12 protein-coding genes are annotated in these 15,455 nt (G+C 48.8%); 7 read left to right on the top strand and 5 right to left on the bottom strand.

The genetic code is table 11. The features are described from left to right. Positions 1 to 7 precede the first annotated feature (7 nt). Complete coding sequence (locus NC981_RS03240) at positions 8 to 2,053, bottom strand: S9 family peptidase (protein ID WP_348241506.1); 2,046 nt, start codon at positions 2,051 to 2,053, stop codon at positions 8 to 10. 179 nt (positions 2,054 to 2,232) lie between these two features. Then, positions 2,233 to 2,865, bottom strand: coding sequence for a DUF305 domain-containing protein (locus NC981_RS03235; RefSeq protein ID WP_348242035.1), 633 nt, complete (start codon positions 2,863 to 2,865; stop codon positions 2,233 to 2,235). A gap of 323 nt (positions 2,866 to 3,188) precedes the next feature. Between NC981_RS03235 and NC981_RS03230 the strand changes: the two genes are divergently transcribed. From NC981_RS03230 to NC981_RS03220, 3 genes are all read left to right on the top strand, one after another. Next, a complete protein-coding gene (locus NC981_RS03230) occupies positions 3,189 to 3,383 on the top strand; it encodes a heavy-metal-associated domain-containing protein (protein WP_190378763.1) in 195 nt (64 codons plus the stop codon). 22 nt (positions 3,384 to 3,405) lie between these two features. Then, positions 3,406 to 5,661, top strand: coding sequence for a heavy metal translocating P-type ATPase (locus NC981_RS03225; RefSeq protein ID WP_348241505.1), 2,256 nt, complete (start codon positions 3,406 to 3,408; stop codon positions 5,659 to 5,661). A 97-nt stretch (positions 5,662 to 5,758) separates the two neighbouring features. Further along, on the top strand, positions 5,759 to 5,998 hold the full coding sequence (locus NC981_RS03220) for a hypothetical protein (protein ID WP_199298679.1): 240 nt from the start codon (positions 5,759 to 5,761) through the stop codon (positions 5,996 to 5,998). Here the strand turns inward: NC981_RS03220 and NC981_RS03215 are convergent. The 3 genes from NC981_RS03215 to NC981_RS03205 form a co-directional block, all read right to left on the bottom strand. Beyond that, entirely contained in the window at positions 5,991 to 6,254 is a 264-nt protein-coding gene (locus NC981_RS03215; protein WP_348241504.1) for a metal-sensitive transcriptional regulator, read from the bottom strand. The two genes, NC981_RS03220 and NC981_RS03215, sit on opposite strands and share 8 nt — an antisense overlap. A 69-nt stretch (positions 6,255 to 6,323) precedes the next feature. Continuing rightward, positions 6,324 to 11,261, bottom strand: a complete 4,938-nt coding sequence (locus NC981_RS03210) for a caspase family protein (RefSeq protein WP_348241503.1) — start codon at positions 11,259 to 11,261, stop codon at positions 6,324 to 6,326. A 59-nt stretch (positions 11,262 to 11,320) separates the two neighbouring features. Further along, positions 11,321 to 12,244: a hypothetical protein gene (locus NC981_RS03205; RefSeq protein ID WP_348241502.1), complete on the bottom strand. Its 924-nt coding sequence runs from the start codon at positions 12,242 to 12,244 to the stop codon at positions 11,321 to 11,323. A 117-nt stretch (positions 12,245 to 12,361) separates the two neighbouring features. Here NC981_RS03205 and NC981_RS03200 point away from each other — a divergent pair, with 117 nt between their 5' ends. The 4 genes from NC981_RS03200 (at position 12,362) to NC981_RS03185 (ending at position 15,391) form a co-directional block, all read left to right on the top strand. Beyond that, positions 12,362 to 12,589 carry a hypothetical protein gene (locus NC981_RS03200; protein WP_348242034.1) on the top strand — a complete coding sequence of 76 codons (228 nt, stop codon included), beginning with the start codon at positions 12,362 to 12,364 and terminating at the stop codon, positions 12,587 to 12,589. Next, positions 12,570 to 12,896: a type II toxin-antitoxin system PemK/MazF family toxin gene (locus NC981_RS03195; RefSeq protein ID WP_348241501.1), complete on the top strand. Its 327-nt coding sequence runs from the start codon at positions 12,570 to 12,572 to the stop codon at positions 12,894 to 12,896. Before NC981_RS03200 ends, NC981_RS03195 begins: the two co-directional genes overlap by 20 nt. A gap of 85 nt (positions 12,897 to 12,981) precedes the next feature. After that, positions 12,982 to 14,211 (top strand): MFS transporter, encoded by a 1,230-nt coding sequence (locus tag NC981_RS03190; protein WP_348241500.1) that lies wholly within the window; start codon positions 12,982 to 12,984, stop codon positions 14,209 to 14,211. A 7-nt stretch (positions 14,212 to 14,218) separates the two neighbouring features. Beyond that, the gene (locus tag NC981_RS03185; RefSeq protein WP_348241499.1) at positions 14,219 to 15,391 is read left to right on the top strand and encodes a hypothetical protein; all 1,173 of its coding nucleotides are present in this window, start codon (positions 14,219 to 14,221) and stop codon (positions 15,389 to 15,391) included. Positions 15,392 to 15,455 lie beyond the last annotated feature (64 nt).

Raw genomic sequence — 15,455 nt, 5'->3', positions numbered from 1 at the left:
AGCTGCTTTAAGCAAGCTTCCACTGATCCAACAGGAAAGCATACTCAAAAGCAACTTCCTTTAAGCGGTCGTATCGCCCAGATGCGCCGCCATGTCCAGCCCCCATGTTAGTCTTTAACAGCAAGACGTTAGTATCTGTTTTCAATGCTCTCAGTCTTGCTGTCCACTTTGCAGGTTCCCAATAGGACACACGCGGATCATTTAAACCTGCGGTAATCAGCAAGGCAGGATAGGCTCTCGCTTCGACATTATCATAAGGCGAATAGCCTTTCATGTAGAAGTAAAACTCCGGATTATTCGGATTGCCCCATTCTTCCCATTCCGTTGCAGACAAAGGCAATGAAGTATCTAGAATTGTGGTGACAACATCTACAAAGGGAACTTGCGCGATCGCGGCTTTGAACAATTCTGGACGCTGATTGATCACCGCCCCCATTAACAATCCGCCTGCGCTTCCTCCAGAAATTGCTAAATGTTCGGCATCTGTCCAGCCTGCTTTGATCAGCATCTCTGCACAAGCAATAAAATCGCTGAAGGTATTTTGTTTATGTAAGAATTTGCCGTCTTCGTACCACTTGCGTCCGAGTTCGGAGCCGCCCCGAATATGTGCGATCGCTAACACAACCCCACGATCAAGCAGCGCTAACCGAGCCGAAGAGAAAGAGTCAGGATAGCTAAATCCATAGGAACCATAACCCGTCATCAGCAAGGGATTTTTGCCTGTCCGTTCAATGCCTGCTTTGTAGACGATCGACACCGGAACAGCAGTGCCATCGGGCGCGATCGCTTCGAGGCGTTGACTTCGATAGTTTGCGCGATCGTACCCTCCCAAAACGGGCGTTTCTTTCTTGAGTTCGCGAGTTTGGGCATCGAGGTCATAATCAAAAATCGAAGACGGTGTAACCAATGAGGTGTAGCCAAACCGCAGCGTTTTTGTATTGAAGTCTGGATTGATCGATTCTGACACTTCGTAGGTAGGTTCTGGAAACGTGATTGTATGTTCTTCCTGTGTGGAGAACTTACGAACCCGAATGTTGGGTAGTCCAGCTTCGCGATCGTAGATCACTAAATGATCCATAAAGGCACTAACACCCATTAAAAAGATATTTTCGCGATGCTCGATCACCGTTTCCCAATGTTCCACACTCGGATCACTGACGGGCGCTTTCATCAGCTTGAAGTTCAGAGCGTTTTCGTTAGTCAGAATGTAAAACGCATCCGTATGATGTTCAACTTCGTACTCGATGCCAACTTGACGCGGACGAATTACCCGGAAGTCCCCGTTTGGATTGTTCGCATCGAGATAATGAACTTCTGAGGTGATATTGCTGCCCAAACCGAGTAGCAGATAAGCTTCACTCCGAGTTTTATCAATTCCCAGAAAATAAGCATTATCAGCTTCATGAAACAACAGTTGATCAGTGTCGATTTCACTTCCTAAACAGTGGCGAAACAATTTATAAGGGCGATTTGCTGGATCAATCTGAGCATAAAACACAGTTTGATTATCATTACCCCAAGCAAACGAAGCGGTGTCAGGGATTGATTCAGGATACAGGTGACGAGTGGTTAGATCAAGGAAAAACAGGGTATAGCGCTCGGCTCCTGTTGTGTCAGTCGCATAAGCTAATAGCTGCTGATTTGGGCTAACTTCAAGCACACCTAAGCTAAAGTATTCTGTGCCTTCAGCTAGCTGATTTTGATCCAGTAGCACTTCTTCTGGTGCATCCAAACTTTGATATTTGCGACAGTGGATGGGATAAGCTTTTCCGGTTTCAGTGCGGGTGTAGTAATAAAACTCGCCTCGACGATAAGGTACAGACAAATCATCTTCCTGAATGCGTGATAGCATCTCGTCGTAGAGATCTGCTTGCAGCGATTCTGTATGCTGCATTATTGCCTCAGTGTAAGCATTTTCAGCTTCAAGATAGGCGATGACTTCAGGATTGTCGCGCTCCCGCAACCAAAAATAGTCATCAATGCGCTCATCGCCGTGGAGTTGATGCACATAGGGACGTTTGGGTGCGATCGGGGGAGTGACTGAATCTGACATAACGCAAATCGTTGAAGAGCAAGATCAGTCAAGCACTTAATCCGAGCTTCTGTCACTCCCCAAAAGGTAGCATTTTGTGGAGCGACAGAAGCTTCGTCATACAAGGCTCTACTGACTCAAATCGCCGTCAGCATCGAGTCGCCCAATCGGTTGCTGCGATCGAGCGAGATTGCAAAAGATTACTGGTTATACCAAGCTTTACGCCACTGTTTCATTTGATCGACCTCAGTTTGCTGAGAGGTTGCAATTTCTTGCGCTAGCTGCTTAATCTCAGGACGCTTCGACTTTTGGAGAGCATCTTTTGCCATTGCGATCGCACCTTCATGATGCGGAATCATTGCATTGATAAAGCGCAAATCGAACTGAGCGTCGGCTGTCCCCAAGTCCTGCTGCATCGACATCATTTGGCGATATTCGACTGACATCGGTATGGTTGATTTTTCTTTGCCTCCATACATCACAAGTTCCTGAGCGGCCTTTGGATACCATTGGTTTCGCCACTTCGCCAGCAATTCATTTTCTTCACGGTTCTGCGTGATGACGATATTGCGGGCTAGAGTTTTAATCTCCGATCGCTGCGATTTTTGTTCGGCTTGTTTTGCCATCTCGATCGCGCCGCGATGGTGAATTCGCATTGCATCAATGAACCGCAGATCGTAATTGTCGTCTGCTGCACCTAAATCCATGTTGTGCATCATGTTGCCCGTGCTGCCATGATTCATAGTGCTGTGATCCATCCCCGGCATTGGGTTGGAAGCCGGCGAGGAATTCTGCGTCGTTGTGGTGGAGCAGGCAGCGAGAGTAGCAAGCATGAGAGGCAGCGAAGCCCTCGCAATGATGCCAACGGTTAGCTGGATTGTCGCTGGTTTGGGAGAGTCGTCTAAGGCTCTAGGTTTAAACAGGGATTTCATTGTTAATAAAAAAAAGACAGCACTGGAACACTTTTATTGTGGATTCTCCAGTTCACTGGAGAGTCAATGGTTAAAGCTGAAAATTGTGTAGGATGCCGTTCATATGCGACAACCTTGCCTCTGACTAAAGACAGAACCTAAAAAGATTACTTGACTCTCCAGTCAACTGGAGATTTCAGAATGATGATGTAAGCATTCAGTTTCTGGTTTTAGGAGTTTGGCTGATGTCTCTTCAATTGACTGTTCCGAATATGGCGTGTTCCGCCTGTAGCGATACGATTACCACCGCGATTAAGTCGATCGACCCGAATGCAAGCGTGACGGCTGATCCCAAAACAAAACTTGTCAGCATCGAAACGCAAGCTTCAGAAGCGTCGATTAAACAGGCTATCACTGATGCGGGTTACACCGTTGCTTAGTCCTTTTCCTTAGATATGCACAATGGAAACCACCACATTAAAGCTGCACGGCATGAGTTGTGCCGCCTGTGCGAGGAATATTGAAGGTGCGATCCGATCGCTTGAAGGAGTGAAGGAGTGTAACGTCAACTTTGGCGCAGAGCAAGCAACGATCGCGTTTGATTCGCATAAAACAACTGTGGCTGATATTCAGCAAGCAGTTGATGCCGCAGGATATTCGGCTCAACCGATGCAAGAAGATGTGCTTGCGGGTGAAGACGATATCGAGCGGCAAGAGCGCCAAACTCAACACCACAAACTCCAGCGCAAAGTTTGGACGGCGGGCACGATCGCGGCGGTGCTGGTGATCGGTTCACTTCCAATGATGACGGGACTCTCGATTCCCTTAATCCCGATGTGGCTGCACCATCCTTTGCTTCAGTTGGTGTTGACAACTCCGGTGCTGTTTTGGTGTGGTGCATCCTTCTTTATCAATGCTTGGAAAGCTTTGAAGCGGCATACTGCGACGATGGATACTTTAGTTGCGATCGGCACCGGAGCAGCTTATCTGTATTCTTTGTTTCCTACTTTCCTCCCGCAGTGGTTTACGGCTCAAGGTCTCAATCCTGATGTTTATTTTGAAGCTACAACAGTCATTATTGCGCTGCTCTTACTCGGTCGATTGTTAGAGAATCAAGCGAGGGGACAAACCTCAGAAGCAATTCGGAAGTTAATCGGGCTGCAAGCCAGAACAGCGCGAGTGATTCGGCAAGGGAGAGAAATTGACTTACCGATCGCAGAGGTCGTAGTAGGTGACGTGATTCTCGTTCGTCCGGGTGAAAAGATTCCGGTGGATGGGGAAATTCTGGAAGGTCGATCGGCGATCGATGAAGCAATGGTTACAGGTGAAAGCTTGCCTGTCACAAAACAAGTCGGAGATGAAGTAATTGGAGCGACCTTAAACAAAACAGGGAGCTTCAAATTTCGAGCAACACGAGTCGGCAAAGATACCGTTCTAGCTCAAATTGTTAAACTGGTGCAGCAAGCACAAGGCTCAAAAGCACCGATTCAACGGTTGGCAGATCAAGTCACGGGTTGGTTTGTGCCTGCGGTGATTGCGATCGCGATCGCAACCTTTATCCTCTGGTACAACGTCATGGGCAATGTGACGATGGCATTAATCACGACAGTTGGAGTGTTGATCATTGCCTGTCCTTGTGCCTTGGGATTAGCGACTCCTACATCAATCATGGTTGGCACAGGTAAAGGTGCAGAAAATGGCATTTTAATCAAAGGAGCCGAGAGTTTAGAACTGGCGCACAAACTACAAACGATCGTGCTTGATAAAACCGGAACTATTACTCAAGGAAAGCCAACCGTCACAGATTATGTGACTGTCCAAGGCACTGCTGATCATAATGAGTTAAATTTACTGCGGCTTGCAGCTTCGATCGAGCGCAACTCTGAACATCCGTTAGCGGAAGCGGTAGTACACTATGCCCAAGCTCAAGGAGTCGAGTTAACCAATTCACAGGAATTTGAAGCCATTGCAGGAAGTGGTGTTCAAGGTTATGTCTCTGACCAACTGGTTCAGATTGGTACGCATCGTTGGCTGTCTGAGTTAAACATTGATACTAGAACACTTAAGCAACAGTGGGATCAGCTTGAATCGCTCGGTAAAACAGTCATTTGGATTGCAGTAGATGGTAAAGCATCAGCAATTATGGCAATTGCTGATGCAGTTAAACCGTCCTCGGTTGCTGCCGTTCGAGCCTTGCAAAAGTTAGGGCTAGAAGTCGTAATGTTGACCGGAGACAATCGCCGTACTGCTGATGTGATTGCGCGGGAAGTGAACATTAAGCGAGTGTTTGCAGAAGTTCGACCGGAGCAAAAAGCCGCGATCGTGGAAGCCCTTCAGCGTGAAGGAAAAATCGTTGCAATGGTGGGAGATGGGATCAACGATGCGCCTGCATTGGCACAAGCGGATGTAGGAATGGCGATCGGCACGGGAACCGATGTTGCGATCGCAGCTAGTGATATTACGCTGATTTCGGGTGATTTACAAGGCATTGTGACTGCCATTCAGCTTAGTCATGCAACCATTCGCAATATTCGGCAGAATCTGTTCTTTGCTTTTATCTACAACGTTGCAGGCATCCCGATCGCCGCAGGCATTCTGTACCCAATTTTTGGTTGGTTGCTGAGCCCGATTATTGCTGGAGCAGCAATGGCATTTAGTTCAGTGTCAGTTGTGACGAATGCGCTCCGACTGCGTAACTTTCAGCCCAAGATGAGGTGATTCATGGTTAAGCAAGTCATATTTTTTGCAACATTAGCTGGGTTTGGATTTTTGATTGGAACGCTTTCAGGAGCAATATTGTAAGAGGTGGCAAACGATGAAAAAGCTGATCATCAGTGGGATTGCAAGTTTAGAGCTAGTGATGGGAGGTTCATCTGCTGTGATGGCTGAGACGATGCACTCGCCTCAAACTGCTCAGGAAGGACAATTTCATCGCATCGAGCAACCTTTTGCTAACAAAGCGATCGTCACGCTCGGCGGACTCGGATTAATCGGTCTAGAACTGTGGTGGTTCTTGCTCAGTAAGCCAAGACCTCGTAAGGCAACAACTAAATAAGCAAGTCCAATGCCTTACGAAAATTGTTGAGTTCTCCCTCAAATTCCCCGGTTTCAGACGCTTCGATTAGGCAATGTTCCACATGGTCGAGCAGAATAATTTGCGCCACTTTATTCAATGCGGATCGAACGGCAACTACTTGTGTAACCACATCGGAACAGGGACGATCGCTCTCGACCATCTTGGAAATTGCCTCAACGTGTCCTTTAATTCGAGCCAGCCGATTCAGAACTTGTTGCGTGTGAGCATGTGCCATGATTATGCCCCCCTGGGGGATCAGGATGCTTTGATTCTACAATTTCTACATGAGAAAGAAACTAGGATATTAGTTGTTGTTACAGTTCAAGGAACGATTGTCTTTGGTAGAGTCTGACCGTAGGTACGATCGCACTCGATCGCAGCTTCGGATCAATAAGCTATCCAAATTGAGGTTCCATCGGGTCAAGCCTAAACGATCGCTGGTACTCAAAAGTTTGTCAGACTGAAAGGCAACACTAGCAACTCGATCGTTCGTGCCGACTAAGGTTTTAATCAGTTCTCCGGTTTCACTGTTCCAAAGCTTGATCGTCGTATCATCACTGCCAGAAGCTAACACTGAACCATCCTGATTAAAGCTCAGGGATGTCACTCCGCCATTGTGTCCGATCAAAGTTTGTCGGAATCTAGCTTCATCAACTGCCCAGAGCTTAATCGTATTGTCCCAACTTGCAGAAGCTAAAGTTTTTCCATTGGGACTAAAGGCGATCGCGGCTACTGCTAAGTTATGTTTGCCAAGAATCGTGGAAGTTCTGCGATCGACATCCCACAGCCGCACGGTATTATCAACGCTGCCAGAAGCCAAGCGCCCATCAGAACTGTAACTTAGGCTCGTCACTTCGTCGGTATGACCTTGCAGAATGGTGCGGATGCCGCCTTGAAGCGTCCAAATCTTAATCGTTCGATCTGCACTTGCCGATGCGAAGGTTTCTTGATCAGGACTAAAACTTAATGCTGTGACTCGATCGTTGTGTCCTGAGATGGTTCTAATCAGTTCTCCGGTACTGAGATTCCACAGTCGAATTGTTTTATCTGCACTACCAGAAATGAGCAATGTATTATCAGGACTGATTTGAATCTGAGTAATCGGTGCAGTGTGACCTTTTAAGCTGAGAAAGTCTTTGTTGTTTTGCAAGAGAATGGTGTGGTCAGGAGCCGCGATCGCGGTAATTCTTCCGTCTAAGCTTGTGGTCATTGCCGATAGACCTGTATCCAGTCGAATGGGTAAATCCATCTGCCAAATTCGCGCCGTTTTATCAGCACTCGCACTGAGAAGCTGAGTTCCCGCAGGACTAAAGCTAACGTGCATAACTGCGGCTTCATGCCCTTGAAGGGTTTGAAGCAATGCGCCCTCCAAATTCCAAAGCCGAATGGTGCGATCGATTGAACCTGTCGCGATCGTGCCTCCATCTGGACTATAGCTTGCAGTGTTGACTTGATCGCGATGTCCTTCTAGGGTTGTAATTTCTTTACCGTTCAATGTCCAAAGCTTTGCTACATTGTCCCCACTGGTGAGAAACGATCGACCATTCGGAGCCATCATCACACTGGTAACGCGATCGTTGTGAACTCTAAGGCTTCTGAGCGCAGCCGCTCTACCCACTTGCCAAAACCTCACCGTTCCATCTTCGCCACCGGATAGGATCTGACGATCGTTTTGCCCAAATGTCACGCTGTTGACCCATCCTCTATGTCCCCGAAAGGTCTGAACGGCTCTCATCTGATCGAGTTGCCATAGCTTTATTGTGCCGTCTCGACTGCCTGAAATCAGCGATCGACCATTCGAGCTAAACCGCACCGATGTCACCCAGTTTTGATGTCCAGTCAAGGTCTGTATCAGTGTCCCATCACGATTCCACAGTTTGATAGTTTTATCTGCGCTGGCAGTGGCAAGTTGCTGCTGATCGGGGCTAAAGGCTACTGCTAAAACACGATCGCTGTGTCCCACTAAATCTTTGATCAATTGACCTTCACGCGACCATAGTTTTACTAAGTTGTCGTTGCTCACAGTGACAATTAGCTGACCATCAGAACTCATCTGCACATCATTCACTTGCTGAGCGTGACCTGTGAGCCGATTCGATTCTTGCGTTTGAGAGATTGCCTGCTGTAAGGTTGCAATCGTATTAGTTCGCACCTCTACCGGGACGAATCGATCGAGCTGTTTTAGCTGTTGTCCTGCTTTGATCGCTGCGGTTAGTGCTTCTAGCTGCTGATTTGAGTTCAGCAATGCTTCAGATGAGGCAGACAGTGCTTGGAGCGAGCGGATCTGAGCATTTCGCTGATTCCACAGTGCCAATCCTCCTAATCCAAGTGCGGCAACTGCTAAGCTTGCAATGGCTGCGATCGCTTGCTGAGCGCGTTTGAGCCGCCGTTTGAGCGCAATTTTCTCGCTCTGACGCGCTTCTAAACTGGCTTCAATAAAGACTTGAGTATCTTGAGTTAGTTCATCAGTGTACTTAACATAAAGTTCTTCTGCTTCTGCCAGCCGCATTCCTCGCAACAATAAATCTGGAGGACGATTGCTCTTTTTCCAGTCGATCGCGGCTTGCTCGATCGGTCGCTGCACTCTCAATCGATTGCGGTTCTCATCCAGCCACCAGCGCAAGGTTGACCAATGGCGAATCAGAATTTCGTGGGCAACTTCAATGGTGACAGAAGGCTCAAACTCTGACGGCTCAATCCCTGATAGCTCAGTGCCCCGACTGGTTGGCACGTCTTCGGTGTTGATCACAATCAGTTTTGCAGCACTCAGCGATTGTAAAGTCCGATCGACCACAGCTTGAGGATACTTTGCAACGGATAACTCTGACTTCAACACCCTCCGCCGCGTATCTTCAACGCCTTCTCCTAGCTGCGTGAGCGACAGGAAAATCCATCGAGCACAGTGCTGCTCCTCTGGGTCAAGTTGGTTGTAAGCGGATTGAGCTTTATGCTCTAATGCACCCTGCAAGCCGCCAATCTCAGATTGATAAGCCTCTAGCGTGAGTGTTCCTTGTTGCCGATGCTGCCAAAGCTGCTCCAGCACAAACTCTAAAATCGGCAAGTCTCCCGGAGTCCGATCGAGTTCTTGCAGCAGCACTTCGACCAGTCCCGGTTCTACGGTTAATCCCACTTGTTCCGCAGGACGCACAATCACCTGACGGTACTCTTCATCGCTGAGACAAGGAGGAATCAGAATGCTCGATCGCTGTAAAATCGTCGCAAGTTGAGGTATTTCTAAGCCTGCTGCGACAAAATCTGCCCTCAACGTCAGCACTAATTTGAAGCGATCGCGGGTGTGCTCCAGTGTTTCCAAAACAATATTGAGAAAGTCTTGCCGAACCGGTTCCGAACACAGCGTGAACAGTTCCTCGAACTGATCAATCACCAGCATAACCATCGGTTCAGCACGAGTTCTAAACCATTGCACCAAGCCTTCTACTCCTTGATACAACAGTCCCTCGACTTGCTCTTGTTCCTCTGGCTCAGCTAAACATTTAACCAGCGCATCAAACGGGCGATCGCCCGGACACATTCGCCCCAGCCACCAGTGTTCACTACCGGGGACATGCTGCCCTTGTCTTAACTGTGCCATCAATCCAGCTTGCACGATCGAAGACTTCCCGCTCCCCGATGCACCGACCACTGCTAAACAAGATTGCTGCTGAACTGCCTGTAAAAGCTGTTGAATTAAAGTCGATCGTCCATAAAAGAACTCGGCATCATGCTCTGTAAACGGCTGCAACCCCCGATAAGGACAGACACTAATATCTGAACTGCGATTCGCCTGCTGGCTCGGAAACACTTCGATCACACCCTGCGTTCCCGATAGCCAAACCGATAGCGTCGTTTGTCCTGCTAATGCTAGTTGAAGCTGAGTAATCCATGCTGCAACCGGATAGCCAGAGTGACGATCGGCAGCATTCAAAGTCTCAACCAGCGATCGCGTCAATAGTTCAGGATCAGTCCGAGCCGCCGCCGCAATCAAGCATTGTCCCTGCTCTCGCTGCAACTCTTCGATCCAATCGGGTAAATCACCTGCATTCGGACAATCCAGAATCACAATCTGCTGAGCCGCCGCGCTGTGGCGCAGGGTTTGACGCAGCCACGATCGCGAAACGCGCTCTGTTCCCAGGATTAAACAAGGTTCGCCTTCAGCCGTAGTCCCCACTCTAGCCCGGAGATACAGTAAAACCGTCGTTGCTTCGGGAGTTTGTAGCTTGGTTTGAATGCTCGATCGCATCGTTTCCCAATCATCAGACTGATAAGCCAACTCGAATCCAGCGCTGAGCAGCTTACTCAATTGCAGAGTTAGACTGTGATTGGGAAAAGCATCAATGACGATCGCTTGACGAGAGGGAGGTGCGATCGTGCTCGATTTTGCACCAATCACAAACTGTCCAAAGCCTTCTACAACTCGTTTTGGCGTTTGCAGCGGATACTCAGGCTGAAGCTGCGTCTCACCACGTCCTCGTTTTTGCTGATTGATCAGCCGGAGTTGTTGATTGCTTTTATCAATGTACTGAAGCGTTTGATGATACACATACTTGTATAAACCATCGGCATCGATCGTTCCAGTGGCATCGGCTGCGGCTCCCCGGAGTCCCTGCATCAGAAAATAGGTAAACACCCCATGCCCTAACTCCGGAAACTCCCACGACTGCTGCGCTTGATCGCATGACAGCAATGCGTAGAAGCCCTGACTCTCCGAAGCTTGTCGCCCCAATACCCGCACTAATTGCTGAGTCGGATTCGGCAATGTGCCTCTCAGCGTCATTCCGCCACTATGACAAGCATCTAACCAGACGATCTGCTGTTTTGCTTGACACTGACTGAACTGTTCCAAAAGCTCAGCAACACTCAGCCCAGTGTTGAGCAAATCTGCTTTCTGAGTATCGGTTAAACAAAGAATTGGCTGTTGAGTCGTCGTCTCTAATACTCCGTGACCTGAAAAATACACCAGAATAGTATCTGCCGCTTGCGCCGATCGCACAATCTCCTTTAAGCTGTCGCGGACTTGGCTCAGGGTCGCTGGCACACCAAAATCATGGCGGATTTGCATCGATCGCTGCGGAAAGCTTTGAGTTGCATCGATCAGCGCTTCAGAAAGACCCTGACAATCGATCGCGGAATATTGCAGTGAGGGAAGCTGCGGATCTCTGTAGCGATTCACACCAATCAGCAAGATCCAGAGTTTAGCTTGTCCCGTTTCTAGGACGCTAGAACGATTGAGAGCGCGGGGCATAACAGTCTTTTAACAGGGATAGAATGCTGCTGAAGCGGAGCGCTACAGCACTGAATGAATTAACGATCAATGGCGTAAGTATAATCGAACAGTTGCCCCACTTGGCGACGTAAGCCTGCTAATGGGTAAAGTTTTGGAGCCATTGTTTCTGCGTATTGGTCGGCTGCAACGATCGTCTGACGGGCTTCGGCTTTCGGCAGTTGTCCTTGCTTGAATGCTTTAATTAAGGCTTCGATGCCTTGGTTGTATTCGGCGCTGTTTCGGAAGTTGAATTGTGGCTGGGTTTGTTGTGAGGGTGCTTGCGGTGGGTTTGTGGGTGAAGCATTCGGAGCAACTGCACCCATCGGCAACGCGATCGGAGCTTGCAGCGACAGCACATAGACACTAGCAGCAGGCAACTGCACAACCCGAACATTTTTGGGAGAAGACATCCCACTGAGAATCCCGATCGCGCCTCCAATCATTCCTCCACGCTCAAACATATCAGTAGAGCGGCTACTCGGAGCAGTTGCACCCATAACAGACCCCAAAAGATTGCCAAAAACGCCGCTATTTTCGCGGGCACGCTCTGCACCGCTGACTTGCTCGATCGTATTGCCCGGAATCACCGCCGTGGTCGCTTGAATCGGGACAATCTGACCGCGAACGACGATCGCTTCTGCTACAATTCGCGCTCCACCATTTTCTGGCTTTAATTTGATCGAGACGGGCGTATCAGCCGGAACTACTTCGTTTCCTTGCAGATCCATCAGCGGTTGTGCCAACGGGACGGTTAAGGGATAGTCTTGTTTCTGTCCCACATCAACATTCACTGCACCGGGAAGCTTAATCACGACTCCTGCCGTTTGAGGAATGATTGTACCGGACTGCGAGCTAGAGATAGAGGCTGTGTTAGAAACGACGACCTGAGCCGAAACCGGAAGCGCGACGGGAGCAGAAACCGCGATCGTTAAAGCCAAGTTCAACAGTGTACGAGCGTTCATCAGTCTTTCCTCTATACGATTACATCTGAGGAATAGGGACGGCGATCGGGGTTTATGCAGCCTTAAATCGTTTCAACCCGCGATACAATGAAAACGAAAGCTGCGCCTTCTCAAACGATGAACAGCAAACGGGTGAACTTGTCTTACACGATCGAACTTCAGGAGGGGGAAAAGTTGGCTCTCCCGGATGAGATCATTAGCAGCATCGGGACTGGGAAATGGTTAATCACGGTCACACCGCTATCCGATTCGGCTTCGCTTGAGTCGATTCGGGATCATCGCGCTTTTCTCAGGGGTTACGCTCCAGAAGATGAAGGGCTTTACGATGACTATCCAACCCGGTGAATTTTGGGTTGCTGACATTTCCTTCACAGATGGTACAGCTTCCAAAAAACGACCCGTTTTGGTTCTTTGGCTCGACGGCAGAGATGCGATCGTTGCAGTGGTCACTTCTGCTCAACCTAGAACTCAAACTGATGTGATGTTGAGCGATTGGGCAAGTAGTGGACTGCGTGTTGCGTCCACTGTGCGGCTGTCGCGCCTAGATTGTTTAGAAAGCATCCTGTTATTCAGCAAACTGGGAAGGATCTCAGAAGGTGATGCAGCCCTGGTTAAAACCGTGTGGGATTCACAAATTAAGCTGCAATTTTAGGGGGACAAGAACCCCAACCAGAATTGAGTGAAGCCCCAGGTTTCTCCACTACACTGAACAGCAGTATTGAAAGAGTTTGGGCTTCATGGGATTTTTGCCGCGTCTTCAGCACCAAGTTTGGTTACTCGCATTTGGGCGATTGTTGTCTCAAGTCGGAACAGGGTTCACGCTATTTTACGCACCGATTTTCTTTGTTAACCAGGTCGGGCTGTCCGCAACCTCGGTAGGAATCGGGATCGGGAGCGCAGCCGTTTCGGGAGTGGTGGGTCGTGCTTTGGGGGGGACATTTGCAGATTCTAAGCTCTGGGGACGGAGAAGAACCCTACTCCTGTCGGCACTGATTAGCGCGATCGCGTCTTTCGCACTGGCGATCGCCTATGACTTCCCAACCTTTGTGCTAGGTAACTTGTTAATGGGCTTGGGAACAGGAACCTACTGGCCCGCGACAGAAGCCGTAGTTGCAGATTTAACCACACCAGAGCAGCGCAATGAAGCCTACTCGATCACACGCTTGTCCGATGCTCTGGGATTAGGCATTGGAGTTGTTCTCGGCGGATTGTTGATCAGCGCAACAGGATTGTATCGCGCATTATTTGTGATTGATGGCATCTCATTCCTGGTGTTTTTTGTTGTCATTTACTGGCTGATTAAAGAGACGAACCGATCGATCAGCCCCCATTCTCAATGGAGCGGCTGGAAAATCGCACTCAGCGATCGCCGACTGATGATTTTTGCGATCGTCAATACGATGTTTACAACCTACATTGTGCAAATCGATAGTGCTTTGCCGCTATATCTAACTAACATTGTGCGGATCACGCCAGACAAAGGCTTTGAACCGACCACAATCAGCGCATTGTACACGGGTTATTTAACGCTTTCAGTGCTGGCACAGTTGCCGATCGCTCGGTTTCTCAACCGATTTAGTCGAACTCAGGTCTTGATGATTTCAGCAGGATTTTGGGCAGCAGCATTCGCTCTGGTCTGGGCAACCGGAGCTGTAGCGCAAATGCACTTAGGGTGGGCGATCGCGACGTTTGTAATGTTGGCATTTGCGATCGTCACCTATATGCCTTCGGCAGCATCACTGGTGGTTGATATTGCGCCTGAATCGCTGCGGGGCGTGTATTTAGCTGTGAACTCCCAGTGTTGGGCGCTGGGCTACTTTATCGGGCCGCCAATCGGCGGCTGGGCACTCGATCAAACCAGAACGATCGCCAGTGGCTACTGGCTAGTTTTAGTGGCAACCGTTGCGATCGCGGTTCTGATTTTACAAGTGTTAGATAAAATGGTCAGGCACAGCCCTTCCGCGTAGCCGCACAATGTTCAAAAGTCGTTTATTACTGAGTCTCATTGCCTTGGGTGTGAGTTTTGCAATTAGTTTGCTGATCACACGCAACTTTGGGACATCGGTAATCAATAGTGTCGTGACGCTGTTTGCAAGCCTTGTCGGAGCAGCAATCACAGAAAATCAGCATCGTCAAGCGCTGTATCGTCGATCGGAAGAATTAACCGGACATATTCGGGCGCTAAAACGGCGGCGGGCTGAAACTTACGAATCGCTGGTTCTGATGACTCAAGAGCGCGATCAGGTTTCTAATAGTTTAAATGCACTGCAAACTCAACTGCGAAATCTTCAGATCCAAAGTTCAAATCTTTGGCAGCAAAAAGAGGAATTAAGCTGGAATCTCACTTCTCCGCAAGCTTCACCCACGAATCAAATTTACGCGCTACAAACCAAGCTGCAAGAACTCGAACAAAAAGAAGCCGAACTGAATAAATCACTGTCTGCCACTCTATCCGCAAAGCAGCGGGCTGAACTGGGTCTAAAAACAACACAAGCACAACTGAATCAATTCCAGGCACAACTCGCAGAACTGCAAAGCCAAAAAGCCGAACTTACAAAAGAAGTGAATGCGCTACTCTCTCAGAGGCAACAATTAGACACACAAATTGCAACCTTACAGCCAAAAGTCAAAGAACTAGAGAAATATCGGGCTGAACTAAATCAGTTTCTTGCCTCGGCTGAACCCAAGCGCCAACAAGTCGAAAGTAGCTCAAAATCGCTCCAAGGCGCGATCGGCAATCTCCAAACCCAAATTTCCTCGCTCCAAGGTGAACTCGGTCAACTCGAACAGCAAATTCTCGATCGCCGCGTGCAAAAAGAACATCTCGATCTCGAACTTTCTACCCTCCGCCGCGAACTCGAACCCAATCCCAATTCCCAGCCCGCCTCCGAATGGGAAACCTTTCTGCATCAATTACAGCCTCCCGAACTCGAAGCCCTGAGCGCGATCGCTCACCAACTCAACCCCAATGCCACCCTGAAGCAAATTGCCGAAGCCAATTTGACCATGCCCGAACTTCTGATCGATGCAATTAACGAACGTGCAATCGACACGATCGGCGATTTTGTCATTGATCCGACTCCGGGTTCTGGAATTACGATCGCGCCTGAGTATCTAGAAACCGTGAAGCAACTGCTGAAACGATAGTATTTCTATAAATTCTCTTGCAAGCGATTGCGAAATGTCCAAATTTTATCTGGTATCTTGCCAA

Origin of the sequence: Leptolyngbya sp. DQ-M1 (assembly GCF_039962505.1) — a bacterium.
GTDB lineage: Bacteria > Cyanobacteriota > Cyanobacteriia > Leptolyngbyales > Leptolyngbyaceae > Leptolyngbya.
This window is presented reverse-complemented; position numbering and strand designations above follow the sequence as displayed.

Excerpts from the sequence above, each read along its gene's own strand:
- NC981_RS03190 (WP_348241500.1), top strand. The coding sequence starts at position 12,982 with ATGGGATTTTTGCCGCGTCTTCAGCACCAAGTTTGGTTACTCGCATTT.
- NC981_RS03230 (WP_190378763.1), top strand. The coding sequence starts at position 3,189 with ATGTCTCTTCAATTGACTGTTCCGAATATGGCGTGTTCCGCCTGTAGC.
- NC981_RS03200 (WP_348242034.1), top strand. The coding sequence starts at position 12,362 with ATGAACAGCAAACGGGTGAACTTGTCTTACACGATCGAACTTCAGGAG.
- NC981_RS03205 (WP_348241502.1), bottom strand. The coding sequence starts at position 12,244 with ATGAACGCTCGTACACTGTTGAACTTGGCTTTAACGATCGCGGTTTCT.
- NC981_RS03185 (WP_348241499.1), top strand. The coding sequence starts at position 14,219 with ATGTTCAAAAGTCGTTTATTACTGAGTCTCATTGCCTTGGGTGTGAGT.
- NC981_RS03220 (WP_199298679.1), top strand. The coding sequence starts at position 5,759 with ATGAAAAAGCTGATCATCAGTGGGATTGCAAGTTTAGAGCTAGTGATG.
- NC981_RS03195 (WP_348241501.1), top strand. The coding sequence starts at position 12,570 with ATGACTATCCAACCCGGTGAATTTTGGGTTGCTGACATTTCCTTCACA.
- NC981_RS03240 (WP_348241506.1), bottom strand. The coding sequence starts at position 2,053 with ATGTCAGATTCAGTCACTCCCCCGATCGCACCCAAACGTCCCTATGTG.
- NC981_RS03210 (WP_348241503.1), bottom strand. The coding sequence starts at position 11,261 with ATGCCCCGCGCTCTCAATCGTTCTAGCGTCCTAGAAACGGGACAAGCT.
- NC981_RS03225 (WP_348241505.1), top strand. The coding sequence starts at position 3,406 with ATGGAAACCACCACATTAAAGCTGCACGGCATGAGTTGTGCCGCCTGT.
- NC981_RS03235 (WP_348242035.1), bottom strand. The coding sequence starts at position 2,865 with ATGCTTGCTACTCTCGCTGCCTGCTCCACCACAACGACGCAGAATTCC.
- NC981_RS03215 (WP_348241504.1), bottom strand. The coding sequence starts at position 6,254 with ATGGCACATGCTCACACGCAACAAGTTCTGAATCGGCTGGCTCGAATT.